Origin of the sequence: Hymenobacter negativus (genome assembly GCF_017571495.1) — a bacterium.
Taxonomy (GTDB): Bacteria; Bacteroidota; Bacteroidia; order Cytophagales; family Hymenobacteraceae; genus Hymenobacter; species Hymenobacter negativus.
Genome location: NZ_JAGETZ010000010.1, coordinates 138,752 through 153,598 on the forward strand (window position 1 = coordinate 138,752; position 14,847 = coordinate 153,598).

The following is a 14,847-nucleotide window of genomic DNA, read 5'->3' on the forward strand; positions in this document are numbered from 1 at the left end:
GGCCAATTCCAGCTTATTCTACTGCTGCCCCTACCTACATTCGCCAGGCATGACCCTACTCATCATTCTACTGGCCGTTCTGGCGCTCATCGCCCTGAGCAGCTGGGGCAAGGTGAATGCTTTCCTGGCGTTTTTGCTGGTAACGATTCCGGCAGGGCTGGCCTTGGGCTTGTCGTCCACGCAAGTGCTCGCAGCAGTGCAAAAGGGACTTGGCGATACACTGGGCTCCGTGGTGCTGGTGGTGGTACTGGGCGCCATGCTGGGCAAGCTGGTGGCCGAAAGTGGCGCGGCCCAGCAGATTGCTGCTGTGCTGATGGGCGCGTTCGGTCCGAAAAACATTCAGTGGACCATGATGACCACCGGCTTCATCATCGGCATCCCGCTGTTCTACAACGTGGGCTTCCTGCTGATGATACCACTGATATTCTCGGTGGTGTACCAGTACCGACTGCCGGCCGTGTACGTGGGCTTGCCCATGCTGGCGGCGCTTTCGGTGCTGCACGGCTTCCTGCCCCCACACCCGGCCCCTACGGCGCTGGTGGCCCTGTTTCACGCGAACGTAGGGCTGACCTTCGCCTACGGACTGCTGGTGGCAGTGCCCGCCGTGGTGCTAGCCGGGCCGCTGTATGCACGCACGCTGCGGGGCATTGTGTCGCAGCCATTAGCAAGCTTTGCCAGCGAGCCGCGGCCTGCCGATGAGCTGCCGGGGCGGCTGAACAGCTTTCTCTCGTCGCTGCTGCCGGTGCTGGTGCTGGCCATCGTGCTGGGCTTGCAGGCGGTGCTGCCGGCCGGCGGCCCGCTGGCTCCGGTACTTTCCTTCCTGGCTGACCCGGGTGTAGTCATGCTGCTTTCGGTAGTAGTAGCCACCTTCAGCCTGGGGCGTAGCCAGGGAAAAACCATGACGGCGGTGATGGAAACCTACAGCGCGGCCGTACGCGACGTGTCCATGCTGCTGCTCATCATCAGCGGCGCGGGGTGCCTGAAGGAAGTGCTGGTCGCAAGCGGCGCCGGCCTGGCTATTGCCGACGGCTTGCGCGGCACGGGCCTGCCACCGCTGGTGCTGGGCTGGCTGCTGGCGGGGCTTATCCGGGTGTGCATCGGCTCGGCTACGGTGGCGGGGCTCACGGCGGCTGGCGTAATGTTGCCCACCATGGCCCATTCGGGTGCCAACCCCAACCTCATGGTACTGGCCATTGGGGCGGGCAGCCTGCTGTTTTCACACTTTAACGACAGCGGTTTCTGGCTCTTTAAGGAATATTTTAACCTCTCGGTGCGCGACACGCTGCGCTCGTGGTCGGTCATGGAAACCATTGTTTCGGTGGTGGGCCTGCTTGGCGTGCTGCTGCTCGATTGGGTGCTGCCACTAGTATCGCCCAAGCTGGCAGGGTTATAGTAAACGATGCCCTAAAATGGCTTACTACTTAAAGCACCACCTGTCATCCCGAATCTTGTCTAGCTGAGCCTCGACTTCATTTTTTCCATCTTTCCTAAACCCAACCCCACCCAACATGACTTCCCGTAGAGACTTTCTGGCTTCGGCCGCCCTGCTTTCCGCTGGCATTCTGGTAGCACCTTCGCTGCTCGCGGCTCCCAAGAAGCAATACATTGGCTTGCAGCTATACACCGTGCGCGACGCCATGGCGAAGGACCCGGCCGGTACCCTGGCTCAGTTGGCTAAAATCGGCTACAATTCAGTGGAAGGCGCGACTTACACAGGCAGCCAGAAATTCTACGGCATGACGCCGAAAGAATTTGCCGCTGTGCTCAAACAAAACGGCCTGATTATGCCCAGCAGCCACTACCGCCTGGGCGAAGAGCAAACCAACGGCGCCCCCGTAATGGGCACCATGCTGCACGATTGGGACCGTGCCGTGGACGATGCCGCTGCCGCCGGCGTGAAGTACATGGTGTGCGCCTATCTCTCACAGGCCGAGCGCGGCAACATTGAGCACTACAAGTACGTGGCCGAGCAGCTCAACAAAGCCGGTGAGCGCTGCCAGAAAGCCGGCCTGCAGCTCTGCTACCACAACCACGACTTCGAATACCAGGCCCAGGATGGCCAACTGCCTTACGACCTGCTGCTGGCCACCGACAAGAAACTGGTGCAAATGGAGCTGGACCTCTACTGGGTAACCAAAGCCGGCAAGGACCCGCTGGCGCTCTTCAAGCAGCACCCCGGCCGCTTCCCGCTCTGGCACGTGAAAGACATGGACCGCACGCCCGAACGCGCCTTCACTGAAGTAGGCAACGGTAGCATCGACTTCAAGAAAATATTCGCGCACGCCCAGGAGGCCGGTTTGCAATACTTCTTTGTGGAGCAGGACAGCACGCCTGGCTCCCCTTACGACAGCGTGACGAAAAGCATCGCCTACATCAAGAAAAACTTAGTGTAAGCGCTAGGGCGAACTTTGGACGACCAAAGGATTAGTAAAACTCAATCGAAATTTCGGCCGCCATAGCTGAAGACGTCCATTCAGAACTGCACGCCTGGATAACTCGTCGTATCGACGCTGTTTATCAGGAAATACGTCATTGAATTTGCTTGCCGAAATAGAAGAGAAACGCGTCCTTCTATTTCGGCAAGCATTGCCAGACATGAATTTGAAGGGTAGTATTTCGGTTAGTGCGTCGCATTCGAGGCAGGTTGCCTATGCAGTCTAAAACGGTGCCCAACACATGGGGCATGTTGGCGATGCTAGTGCCGGAGGCCGATGAGTTGGAAAGAAGATAGAGCAATGCAGGCTAGGGGCAGCAAAGCAATAAAATGAAGAACAGGTGAGTGCAGGAAAGCACGTCAAAACGATGACGGTACTTTTCGGCTGTTAAGTAAAGTAAGCACTTACTAACTCACCTGTTTAATCACTCATTTTGCTGTTATGCGCAAGATTTACCATCTCAGCCATCTGCTATGGCTCATGCCTGGCTTGAGCATGCCCACCGCACTGGCCCAAACCCAAACGCAAACCCAGGCCCAGCGCGTACCTATTACGGGCAAGGTGACTACTGCCGACGGCAAAGAGGGATTGCCAGGCGTAACGGTCTTGCTGAAAGGCACCAGTACCGGAACTGGCACCGCTCCCGATGGTTCCTTCACGTTAGAGGTACCGGCTGGTGGCTCCGGCATGCTGGTTTTCTCCTATGTTGGTTATGCCACGCAGGAGGTTGCGATTGGTAGTCAGTCGGTGATTAATGTGGGCTTGCAGGCCGAAGCAAAGGGACTGGATGAGATAGTGGTAGTCGGCTACGGCTCACAGAAAAAGAGCGACGTAACCGGGGCGCTGTCGTCGGTGTCGGCCAAGGAAATTCAGCAGGTGCCCACCCAAAACCTGACGCAGGCCCTGCAAGGCCGCGCCGCGGGCGTGGACGTGGCCGGGGCCAACTTTCGGCCCGGCGAGGTGCCGGCCATTCGCATCCGGGGCAACCGCTCGGTGCGGGCTTCCAATGAGCCGCTGTACGTGGTGGATGGTATTCCGCTGGCGCAGGGCACGGGCCTGAACGACTTCAACCCCCAGGACATTCAGTCGGTTGAGATTCTGAAGGATGCTTCGGCTACCGCCATTTACGGCTCGCGCGGGGCCAATGGCGTGGTCATTGTGACCACCAAGCGCGGGCAGGAAGGCAAGTTCAGCATCAACTACAACGGCTACGCCAGCGCCGACCGGGCCAACCGCACGCTGGACCTGTTCAACGGCGGCGAGTTTCTGGAAGTGCAGCGCGAGGCCAACCGTACCAACGGCACCTATGTTCCACTGTACGCCGACCCGGCCCGCGACTTTGCCCTCTTCGGCTCGAAAGACCTGAACGCCTGGGAAGGCATTGCCGACGGCTACGAGTGGCTGGACCGCGCCAACCGCGTGGTGGCCACCCGCCCCACCACCGACGCTGAAAAAACCTTATACGGAGCCAGCGTAACCCAAATTCCGATTTATGACCCCAGCAAGGTGCGCACCACCGACTGGCAAAAGCTGGCCCTGCGCACGGGCTACACCCAAAACCACCAAATCAGCGCCAGTGGCGGCACCGACAAGCTTCGGGCCTCCATGTCGGTGGGCTACCTAAAGCAGGAAGGCATTCAGCCAGGGCAGGATTTCACGCGCTACAACGCCCGCACCACCCTCGACTACAAAGTGAACAAGGTGGTAACGCTGGGCGCTTCGACCAACGCCAGCCTGGCCATTCAGAACTACGGGCCGGATATCTACGGCCGGGCCACCGGGCAGCTGCCCTACGCTACGCCATATGCGGCCGACGGCTCGTTTCTGGCCAACCCAGGCGGCGACCCATTGATTTTCAATCCGCTACGCGAAGTCGACAACGCCTTTAATGAACGGCGCGTGACGCGCTTCTTCGGCAGCTTCTACGCCGAGCTGAACCTGGCCAAGGGGCTGCGCTACCGCCTGAACGTGGGGCCCGATTTCCGCAACAACCGCACCGGGCAGTTTCAGTCGGCGCTGGCCATTGGGCGCGATGCGGGCGGGCCGAACTCGGTGTCGTCGGCCTCCTACGACCAGGGCCAGAACTTTACTTACGTGGTCGAAAACCTGCTGTTTTACGACAAGGATTTTGGCACCAACCACCACCTGAGTTTGACGGCGCTGCAAAGCGCCCAGCAGGACCGTGGCGAAGGCTCCTCAGTGAGCGCGCTGAACTTGCCTTATGACAGCCAAAAGTGGTACAACATCGGCTCGACCTACAAGGCGGCGGCCAATGGCTTCGGCTCCAGCTTTTCGCAACGCACGCTTATGTCATGGATGGGCCGCGTGAACTACAGCTTTATGGACCGCTACCTGCTCACGGCCACTGGCCGGGCCGACGGTTCGTCGGTGCTGGCCCCCGGCAACAAGTGGAGCTTCTTCCCCTCATTGGCCGTAGCCTGGAAAATCCAGCAGGAAAGCTTCCTGCGCGACGTACCGGCCGTGACCGAGCTAAAGCTGCGCGGCGGCTACGGCACCGTGGGCCAAGCTTCGGTAGACCCCTACACCACCGGCGGCACCTTGCAGCAGTCAGCTTACGCCTTCAACGAAACCCCCGCTTACGGCTACTCTACCACGCCGGGCACGCTGCCCAACACGCTGGGTGGCCTGCGCAATCCCGACCTGAAGTGGGAGCGCACCACCACCTTCAACGCCGGCCTTGATTTCGGCTTCTTCAAAAACCGCATTTCGGGCTCGCTGGAAGTGTACCGGGCCAACACTACCGACCTGCTACTGCCCCGTGCGCTGCCAGGCGTGAGCGGCGTGGTCAGCATTCTGCAAAACGTGGGTGCCACTCGCAACCAGGGCGTAGAAGTGGGCCTGACTACGGTGAACGTGGAAACCAAAAACTTCCGCTGGACCACCGATTTTGTATACACCCGCAACAAGGAGGAGTTCGTGAGCCTGGCTTCGGGTGCCAACGACGACATCGGCAACCGCTGGTTCATCGGCCAGCCGCTGGGCGTGTACTACAACTACCGCAACGACGGCATCTGGCAAACTTCAGAAGCCGCAGCAGCAGCCGAGTACGGCGCCAAGCCCGGCGAAATCAAAATCGTGGACGTGAATGGTGACAAGGTCATCAACGCCAACGACTTCCAGGTCCTGGGCTCGAACCGGCCCAAGTGGAGTGGCAGCGTCAACAACACCGTTAGCTATAAGGGCTTTGAGCTGAGCGTGTTGGTGTATGCCCGCATTGGTCAGCTGCTGGCCACGGGCTACGCGCCCGGCCTGGGCGGCCGCTACCCCGGCATGAAGGTGGACTACTGGACGCCTACCAACCCGAGCAACGAGTACCCGCGCCCGGCCATCGGGCAGGACGCCGCCAAAAACAACAGCGGCTACCAGTTCCAGAGCGGCAGCTTCGCCCGCATTCGCAATATCTCGCTCACCTATACCGTGCCACAGAACATCAGCGCGAAGGTGCATGCCACCAACCTGGCCGTGTACGTGAATGCGGTGAACTACTTCCTGTTCACCAAATACAAGGGGCTCGACCCGGAAGCCACCGACATCGGCAGCTCCTCCGGCGAGCTGGCGCAGGCCCGCAACCTGGGCACCAAAAGCTTGACCGTAGGCGTGCGCCTGGGCTTCTAATCCGAGATTTTTACTTGATGCACTGACATGAAGATTTCCGCTACCCTCCGCATGCTCGGACTCACGGCAACCCTCGGGCTGAGCCTGAGCTCCTGCAAAGACTACCTCAAGGAAGAGCTGGTTTCGACCCTCACCAACGACTATTTTAAAACAGAACAGGGCCTGGAAGACCTGGTGAAATCCAGCTACGAGCAAACCCGCTACCTTTTCGCTAACGAGCATTCCTACTCCATGTTCAACTTCGGAGTGGATGAAATGACCCACGCCGACCAGCTGAACTACTACTGGTGGAACATCTACGACAGCCGTCTGAACGCCTCCGACGGCTTCGTGGACGGCGTGTGGACGGCCGACTACGACGGCATCAACCGCTGCAACACCGGCATTACCTACATCCCGGGCATCCAGGGTACCACCACGCTTCGCACCGATGCCCAGAAAACCCAGCGCCTGGCCGAGCTGCGCTTCCTGCGGGCCTACTATTATTTCCAACTGGTGCAGCAGTTCGGCGCTATTCCGCTGGTGCTGCAGCCCTCCGAGGGCGTGCAGCTGGAATACACCCGCGCCCCCGTGCCCGACGTGTATCGCGCCATCATTTCCGATTTGCGCTACGCCGTAACCAACTTGGCGCCCACCACCGCCGACTTTGGCCGGGCCACCCAAGGCACGGCCCAGCACTACCTGGCCAAGGTATACCTCACCCGCGGCAGTGCCGTGACCGAGCAGCGCGGCCAGCAAACCACCGACATGGACAGCGCAGCCTACTACGCCGACCAGGTGATTACTGGGGGGCGCTACGCACTGGAAAACGACTTCGCCAAGCTGTTTGATATTTCGAGCTACGCCAACAGCGTCACGGCCCAAACCAGCCGCGAAATCATCTTCTCGTCGCAGTTTGTGAACGTGCCCGCCCTAGCTGGCCGTTTCGGCAACCGCGTGCACTCCTACATGACGCTGCAGTACGACAACGAGCCCGGCATGGCCCGCGACCTGCTCAACGACCGGCCTTTCCGCCGCGTGATGCCCACCAACTACGCCATGGACATCTACGACCGCCGCAACGATTCGCGCTTCTACAAAACGATGAAAACGGCCTGGATTTCGAACACCGCCGGCAGCATTCCCATCTGGACCGCTGCTGATGCTCCCACGCCCGCGCAGGTGGGTCAGCGTAAGTACGCTGTAGGCGATACGGCCTTCCTGGTAGTGGTGAACACCACGGCCAACCCCGTGCCGCAGGCCACCATCACCCGTTCGCGCTACAAGATTTTTGCCCGTTACGTGCGCAATGCCGCCGGAGCTGTAGTAGCTGGCTATTCGCCCACGGCTGACGTGGGCCTGCGCAACAAGTTTCCGCAAATCTCGAAGTACATCGACCCCTTCCGTACCAGTGCTGCCGACGAAGCCGGCACACGTGACGGCATCCTGGCCCGCCTGGCCGAGACCTACCTGATTGGCGCTGAAGCCTACGGCCGCAAAGGCAACTACACCAAGGCCCTGGAATACATCAATGTTCTGCGAGCTCGTGCGGCCTACAAAGTCAACGAGGCACGTCCTAACTCCACCTACCGCTACGACGGCGGTACGCGCGGCGACGTAACCAGCTCGTACCCCGCCCTGACGGTGACCACGGCCAGCTTCACGACCAACGACCCCAAGGAGCTGTATCCGCCCGCGGTGACTTCCACGGCCGACCGCTTCATTCACTTCATCCTGAACGAGCGCACCCGCGAGCTGTACGGTGAGCTGCACCGCTGGGAAGACCTGGTGCGCACCGAAACCCTACTGGTGCGAGCACCCTACTTCAACCCTGATGCGGCGGCCATCGTGGCCAAGTTCAAGCTCCGGCCCATTCCACAAACGCACTTGGAGCGCATTTTCCGGAACGGCCAGCCCCTCACCAACGAGCAGCGCCAGACAGAACAAAACCCTGGTTACTAATGCAGCCCATAGCGGCCGGAATTATAATTCACTCCTAAAACAACTACGGCTCGACGTTCCAAACGCGTTTTTTTTTTAATGAAAGCCGCGTTGACGCTGCTTACCTACGGCAGCTCCCGCACCCAGATGTTGCGGAAGCTCAGCGGCTCGCTTTTGTCGCCGTGGGCCTGCAGTTTGATGGGCGTCGGGCCGTGGGCCTGTTGATAGGAGGGCTTGCCGATGTAGACAGTAGGCCCGCTCAGGGTCACGTTGTTCTGCACCAGCACGCCGTTGAAAAACACCGTGACCCGAGCCGGCGTTGCCATAGCGCCGCCCGCGGTAAAAGTAGGCGCAGTCCATACCACGTCGTAGGTCTGCCACTCGCCGGGCTTGCGCGCCGGGTTGGCCAGTGGAATAATCTGCTTGTAGATGCTGCCCGCCATACCGTTGACGTAGGTTTTGTTCTGGTACGCATCCAGAATTTGTAGCTCGTAGCCCAAGTCGCCTTTGCCTAGCGAGGCCAGGAATACGCCGCTGTTGCCGCGTGCCTGCCCAGTGCCGGTTATGTTGGCCGGCACGCGCCATTCTAGGTGCAGCTGGTAGTTGCCAAAGCTGCGCTTGGTCTCGATGTTGCCCACCGCTTTGTTCACCGTCAGTATCCCATTGGCCACCGTCCAAGCGGCCGGAGCGTCGCGGTTCTCAGTTGATACCCACTGGTCTAGGTTTTTGCCATCAAATAGCACCAGTGCGTCGGACGGGGCGTCAACGCTGGTCTTGCCCGGTGTTACAACTTTTGGAATGGGCTCCCACACCTCGGTATCCTCCGGTTTGGCGACCTGCTGGGCATGTGCCGCGCCAGCGGCCGCAGCGAGAAAGGTGGTGAGTAACAGTCGAAGATGCATGAGGGAAGCGTGTTGGTACGTGGGGCGAAGGAAGCAGGAACTGGCTACACGTCGCACAGCTGCACGGCTTTCCGCAAGGAGGCCAGCTTGTCGGGTTGCTTGGGAATGAACTCCTGGGCCACATAGCCCTTGAACCCAGTGGCTTTGATGGCGCGCATGATGGCCGGGTAATTCAGCTCCTGCGAGTCGTCAATTTCGTTGCGGCCGGGCACCCCGCCGGTGTGGTAGTGCGCGATGTAGGCGTGGTTATCGGTAAGCGTGCGCATGACATCACCCTCGTCAATCTGCATGTGGTAGATGTCGTACAGCAGCTTGAACTGCTCTGAGCCCAGCTTTTTGGCGAGTGCCACGCCCCAGGCTGTGCGGTCGCACTGATAGTCCTTGTGGTTGATTTTGCTGTTGAGCAACTCCATCACCAGCACCACCTTGTGCTTGGCGGCCAGTTCCAACAGCGGCGCGAGGCCCGTCACGCAGTTAGCAAGACCAGTGGCATCGTCCATGCCGCGCCGGCTGCCGCTGAAACAAATCAGGTTGCTGTAACCGGCCTGGGCCACTTTTGGAATCATCGCCGCATAGTTTTTCTGCAGCGTCGCATGAAATTTCGGGTCGTTGAAGCCGTCGGTCAGGTTGATTTCGGCACCGTTACACATTGGTGAATCCAAGCCGTACTTTTTCAGCGTGGGCCAGTCGGTCGGGCCTACCAAGTCAATGCCCTTGATGCCCATGCTCTTGGCTGCAGCGCACAGCTGCTCTAGGGGAATGTCCTGATAGCACCAGCGGCACACCGAATGATTGATATTGCCCTTTAGCGCCACTTGTTCCATCGGTGTTTCTGCGGGTAGAAAGGCGCTCAATGCTCCTGCAGCGCCAACTGCGGCGGTACTTGCCAGCATGTTTTTAAGAGCCGTTCGGCGGTTGGTTGGCGAGGGCATGGCGAGAGGATTGGGGAGGATAGAGGAAGATAGCAGTTGGAAAGCTCATATGGGGAACCCACCCCCCGGCCCCTCTCCTGCGGAAGGGGAACTACGGAGGCGCAACCATCTGCAATCGTTAGGCACCCCTCTCCGCGGGAGAGGGGCCGGGGGTGAGGTTAATTGCCGCTGCTAAGTAAAATATAGCGCATTCCAAGCCATTACTTCAGGCTCAGAATATACTTTGTCATTTCCCGCGCATCGGCTTCAGAAAGGCCGGGGTGGGGCGTCATAGGCACGGCGCCCCAGTTGCCAGCGCCGCCTTTTATGATTTTGCCGGCCAGCATGGCGATGTTGGCTTCGGTGTCGGGGTATTTTTCGGCTACGGCAGTGTAAGATGGGCCTACCACTTTCTCGTTGTCTTTGTGGCAACTCAGGCAGTCGGAGCCGGCTATCAGCTTCGCACCATTAGCCACGCTAGCCGTGCCGGCATTGGGGTGCTCGGTACCAATGTTGGTGACACTGGTATCAATCTGGGGCTGCTGGGCTACGGCGGCTAAGTTGGCCGCGGCGGCGCTGTCGCCTTCGGGCTTGTTGGTTTCGGTTTGGGTGCGGGCCTCGTCGGGGCCGTCTTTTTTGTAGCCGCTGTCGCAGGCGGCCAGCAGGGCGCAGAGGCTGAGCAGGAGGGCAGTTTTTTTCATGAGGAAGGGCGCTAGATGCCGAGCAAGGTATTGTTGAGGGTGGGGTTGGGGGCCGTGGCGGCGAAATCGTCGAACGCTTTTTCGGTGACGCGGATGATGTGGTCGCGGATGAAGGCCGCACCTTCGCGGGCACCGTCTTCGGGGTGCTTGAGGGCGCATTCCCACTCCAGTACGGCCCAGCCGGGAAAGTCGTACTGCGCCATCTTGCTGAAAATGGCCTTGAAATCGACCTGCCCGTCGCCCAGCGAGCGGAAGCGGCCGGCCCGGTCTATCCAGTTCTGGTAGCCGCCGTACACGCCCTGCCGTCCCGTGGGGTTAAACTCCGCATCCTTGACGTGGAACATGCGAATGCGCTCGTGGTAGATGTCGATGTACTCCAGATAATCGAGGCACTGCAGCACGAAGTGCGAGGGGTCGTAGAGCAGGCAGGCGCGCGGGTGCTGCTGCACCTCGTCCAGAAACATCTCGTAGGTGATGCCGTCGTGCAGGTCCTCGCCGGGGTGGATTTCGTAACAAACATCCACCCCGCACTCGTCGAAAGCGTTGAGGATGGGCGTCCAGCGGCGGCCGAGTTCCGCAAAACCGGCTTCCACCAGCCCCGCCGGGCGCTGGGGCCAGGGGTAGACCGTGGGCCAGAGCAGCGCCCCGCTGAAGGTGGCGTGGGCGTTCAGGCCCAGGTTTTGGGAGGCTTTGGCAGCGTACTTGAGCTGCTGCACGGCCCACTCCTGGCGGGCCTTGGGATTATTGCGGTAGGCTTCGGGCGCGAAGCCGTCGAATAGCTGGTCGTACACCGGGTTCACGGCGACGAGTTGGCCCTGCAAGTGCGTGGAAAGCTCCGTGATTTCCAGGCCGGCGGCATTTACGATGCCTTTGATTTCGTCGGCGTAGGTCTGGCTTTCGGCGGCTTTTTGCAAGTCGATGAAACGCGGGTCGGTGGTCGGAATCTGCACCCCTTTGTAACCGAGGTTTTTGGCCCAGGAGCAGATGCTTTCCAGGCTGTTGAACGGGGCGGCGTCGCCCATGAACTGGGCTAGGAAAATGGCGGGTCCTTTGATTGTTTTCATGCGGGGCTCAGACGGTAAACTCGGTCCATTTGGTGACGGATAGGCCCGAGGCAATGACGTTTTCGATGAAGGCCATGCCCCGGATGCCTTCCTCCAAGCCCGGGTAGTCCAAGGCTTCGGGCGGGGCGGGTTGGCCGGCCATGTCGGCCTGCAAGGTTAGGGCGAAGTTGCGGTAGAGGTTGGCGAAGGCTTCGAGGTAGCCTTCGGGATGGCCGGCGGGCGTGCGGGCGTTGTGCTGCGCGAAAGAGCTGACGTAGCCCGTGCCTGTGCGGCGGATTTCGGCGGGCCGGTCGAGCCAGCGCACCAGCAGGGTGTTGGCGTCGGCTTGCTGCCACTCCAGGCCGCCCTGGTCGCCGTAGGCCCGGATGCGGATGTTGTTTTCCTCGCCGGCCGCCACCTGCGTAGCCACCAGCACCCCGCTGGCGCCGCCCGAGAGCTTGAGCAGCACCGCGCCGTCGTCGTCGAGCCGACGGCCGGGCACCACCACGTTGATATCGGCGCAGAGCTTCTCAACCTGCAGGCCGCTCACGTATTCGAGCAAGTTGAAAGCGTGGGTGCCGATGTCGCCCATGGCACCCGCCACGCCGCTGCGGCTGGGGTCGGTGCGCCAGGCGGCCTGCTTGTTGTCGCTGCCCTCCACAAAGCCGCTGAGCCAGCCTTGCGGGTATTCCACATATACTTTGCGGATGGGGCCGAGCGTGCCCGCGGCAATGAGCTGGCGGGCCTCCTTCACCATGGGGTAGCCGGTGTAGGTGTGCGTGAGGCACAGCTTCCGGCTGCTGCTGGCAGCTACTTGCCGTAGCTGCTTGGCTTCGGCCAGATTGAAGGTCATGGGCTTGTCGAGGATGACGTGGAAGCCGCTTTCCAATGCCAGTCGGGCCGGCTCGAAGTGCAGGTGGTTGGGAGTGACAATAGCAATGACCTGCACGCGTTCGGCTTCGGGGCGCTGCTGCTCCTGTGCGATGAGTTCCTGGTAGGAGCCGTACACGCGCTCGGTCGGCAGGCCCAGAAGCACGCCGGTAGCGCGGGACTTTTCGGCGTCGCTGCTAAAGGCGCCGGCGGTGAGTTCATACAAGCCGTCGAGGGCGGCGGCCATGCGGTGGATGGAGCCGATAAAGGCGCCTTGCCCGCCGCCAATCATGGCTAATCGTAGTTTCATAGGGTGGTTATAGTAGGCAGGTTTACAAACCAGAACGTCATGCTTACCTAGCGTCCGCGCAGCCGAAGCATGACGTTCTGGTTTGTTTTATTTTCAGTCCTTACACTTCCAGCCGGGCCTGGGCCTCGGTAAAGGTTAGCTCTTCATTCGAGGCGGTGGCCGGGGCGTTCTGGTCTTTGAAAAGCAACAGGAACACAGCCAGCACGGCCGCAGCGATAGCAGCCGGAATCAGCCAGATGGTGCGCCAGTCGTGCAGGTCGCCGGTGGTTTTGTGGGCGTCCACAATCTGGCCGGAGAGGAGGGAGCCTATGAGCATGCCTACACCATAGGTGGCCAGGGTGATGAAGCCTTGGGCGGCGCTTTTCGACTGCTCACCGGCGAGGTTATCAGTGTAAATCTGGCCCGTTACGAAGAAGAAATCGTAGCAGATGCCGTGCATTACAATGCCGGCAATCAGCATCCAGTAGGCGGAGTTGCCGTCGCCGTAAGCAAAAAACAGGTAGCGAATGGCCCAAGCGGCCATGCCAATGGCCAGCATTTTTTTCACGCCCAGCCGGATGAAAAACACCGGTATCAGCAGCATGAACAGCACTTCGGATACCTGGCCCAGGCTCTGCACGCCGGCGGCGGATTTCATGCCGGCCTCGTTGAGGAAGGGATTGGTAAAGCCGTAGTAAAAGGACAGCGGCACGCAGATGGCCACCGAGGCCAGAAAGAAAATCAGGTAGGAACGGTTCTTCAGCAGGCCGATGGCTTCGAGACCTAGTATGTCACCCAGGGTGCTTTTTCCCTCCTTTTTGACGGGCGGCGTGGGCGGCAGTGTGAAGCTGAACACACCCAGCAGCGCCGAGGCACCGGCCGCCATGCGGAAGGTGAGCCCCAGGTTGCCGCTCTGCTCCCAGTTCAGCCAGCCGATGGTAAGGCCGGCGATAATCCAGCCTAGTGTTCCTAAGACTCTAATGGTGGCAAACTCCTTCTGCGGGTTCTGCATCTGCCGAAACGAGATGGAATTCACCAGCGCCAGCGTAGGCATGTATAATATCATGTAGCTAAGAATGTACGGGTAGAAGGCGCTAAAATCGGCCGCCTGCGAGGCCAGCCAGAGCAGGGCCGCGCCAGCCAGGTGCAGCACGCCCAGGATTTTCTGCGCCGAGAAAAACCGGTCCGCAATCATCCCGATGATAAACGGCGCCACAATGGCCCCGATGGACTGCGTGAGAAACGCCGCGCCGACCTGTGTGCCGGTAGTGTTCAGGTTCTTCAGCAGGTAGGTGCCGAGGGTTACGAACCAGGCGCCCCAGATGAAAAACTCCAGAAACATCATCAGCGACAGTTTAAACCGAATAGCAGGAGTCATAAGCTGGGGTGGGATTTTGGGAAATAAGGATGATGTTCTGGTGTTGCAACCTCACCCCCGGCCCCTCTCCCGCGGAGAGGGGTGCGTTCAACGACTCTCGCGTCTGGCACCCCTCTCTGCGGGAGAGGGGCCGGGGGTGAGGTCCTGATGCTAGGTAGTGGCCCAGGCCTTGTCGCCTTTTTTGTAGGGCACACAGCCGTCGTATCGGCCGGGCACAGGCAGGTAGCGCAGGGCCTGCGTGGCGCCCACTTCTGAGGTGAAATAGCCTAATAGCGTGAGCTGCTTCATCATGCGGAAGTAGTGGTTGGGCGCGTCCTTGGGTTGGGTGGCGGAGTAGGCTTGCTGCTCCTTGTCCAAGGCCGTGAGGAAGGTGGTGCGCTCGGCCGGGGAGCTTTCCAGAAAGGATTTGCCGGTCTTTTTCTTGGCGTCGGCATCGAGCTGCGTGATGCCTTGCAGGAAGACTTTCTGGTCTTTGGGCTCGTAGCAGTCGCGCACCATCACGGCCATGAACTGGCCAACATGGGCGGCTTTGGCACCCGGCGTTTTGGTGGCGGGCAGGATGGTTTCGCCCACCTCGTCCAGGAAATTTACCTGGTCTGGTGTTAGAAAAACTTCCTCCTTGGCGGGCGCTTGTTTGGTGGCAGTGGTGGCGTTTTCCTTGTCCTTGGCGGGGGAGGAGCAACTGGTCAGGAAATAATCGGCTCCGATGACGGTGCCGCCCATGATGATGGCGACTCGGGCGAGGGCGTCTCTTCTGTTCAT

At 60.2% G+C, this 14,847-nt stretch carries 11 protein-coding genes; 4 read left to right on the plus strand and 7 right to left on the minus strand.

Going from position 1 to position 14,847, the window contains the following annotated elements; translation table 11 throughout:
• Positions 1 to 49 precede the first annotated feature (49 nt).
• From J4E00_RS19495 to J4E00_RS19510, 4 genes are all read left to right on the plus strand, one after another.
• The gene (locus J4E00_RS19495) at positions 50 to 1,393 is read left to right on the plus strand and encodes a gluconate:H+ symporter (protein ID WP_208176941.1); all 1,344 of its coding nucleotides are present in this window, start codon (positions 50 to 52) and stop codon (positions 1,391 to 1,393) included.
• 115 nt (positions 1,394 to 1,508) lie between these two features.
• Entirely contained in the window at positions 1,509 to 2,393 is an 885-nt protein-coding gene (locus J4E00_RS19500; RefSeq protein WP_208176942.1) for a sugar phosphate isomerase/epimerase family protein, read from the plus strand.
• Positions 2,394 to 2,876: 483 nt separating this feature from the next.
• Positions 2,877 to 6,071, plus strand: coding sequence for a SusC/RagA family TonB-linked outer membrane protein (locus tag J4E00_RS19505; protein WP_208176943.1), 3,195 nt, complete (start codon positions 2,877 to 2,879; stop codon positions 6,069 to 6,071).
• 27 nt (positions 6,072 to 6,098) lie between these two features.
• Positions 6,099 to 8,012, plus strand: coding sequence for a RagB/SusD family nutrient uptake outer membrane protein (locus J4E00_RS19510; protein WP_208176944.1), 1,914 nt, complete (start codon positions 6,099 to 6,101; stop codon positions 8,010 to 8,012).
• A 104-nt stretch (positions 8,013 to 8,116) separates the two neighbouring features.
• Here the strand turns inward: J4E00_RS19510 and J4E00_RS19515 are convergent, their stop codons facing one another.
• The 7 genes from J4E00_RS19515 to J4E00_RS19545 form a co-directional block, all read right to left on the minus strand.
• Positions 8,117 to 8,893: a DUF1080 domain-containing protein gene (locus J4E00_RS19515; protein ID WP_208176945.1), complete on the minus strand. Its 777-nt coding sequence runs from the start codon at positions 8,891 to 8,893 to the stop codon at positions 8,117 to 8,119.
• 44 nt (positions 8,894 to 8,937) lie between these two features.
• Positions 8,938 to 9,825, minus strand: a complete 888-nt coding sequence (locus J4E00_RS19520; RefSeq protein ID WP_208176946.1) for a hydroxypyruvate isomerase family protein — start codon at positions 9,823 to 9,825, stop codon at positions 8,938 to 8,940.
• Between the two features lie 200 nt (positions 9,826 to 10,025).
• The gene (locus J4E00_RS19525; protein ID WP_208176947.1) at positions 10,026 to 10,505 is read right to left on the minus strand and encodes a c-type cytochrome; all 480 of its coding nucleotides are present in this window, start codon (positions 10,503 to 10,505) and stop codon (positions 10,026 to 10,028) included.
• An 11-nt stretch (positions 10,506 to 10,516) separates the two neighbouring features.
• Positions 10,517 to 11,569 (minus strand): sugar phosphate isomerase/epimerase family protein, encoded by a 1,053-nt coding sequence (locus tag J4E00_RS19530; RefSeq protein ID WP_208176948.1) that lies wholly within the window; start codon positions 11,567 to 11,569, stop codon positions 10,517 to 10,519.
• Positions 11,570 to 11,576: 7 nt separating this feature from the next.
• Positions 11,577 to 12,728, minus strand: coding sequence for a Gfo/Idh/MocA family protein (locus J4E00_RS19535; RefSeq protein ID WP_208176949.1), 1,152 nt, complete (start codon positions 12,726 to 12,728; stop codon positions 11,577 to 11,579).
• A gap of 100 nt (positions 12,729 to 12,828) precedes the next feature.
• Complete coding sequence (locus tag J4E00_RS19540) at positions 12,829 to 14,085, minus strand: nucleoside permease (protein ID WP_208176950.1); 1,257 nt, start codon at positions 14,083 to 14,085, stop codon at positions 12,829 to 12,831.
• A 150-nt stretch (positions 14,086 to 14,235) separates the two neighbouring features.
• Positions 14,236 to 14,847: a gluconate 2-dehydrogenase subunit 3 family protein gene (locus J4E00_RS19545; RefSeq protein ID WP_208176951.1), complete on the minus strand. Its 612-nt coding sequence runs from the start codon at positions 14,845 to 14,847 to the stop codon at positions 14,236 to 14,238.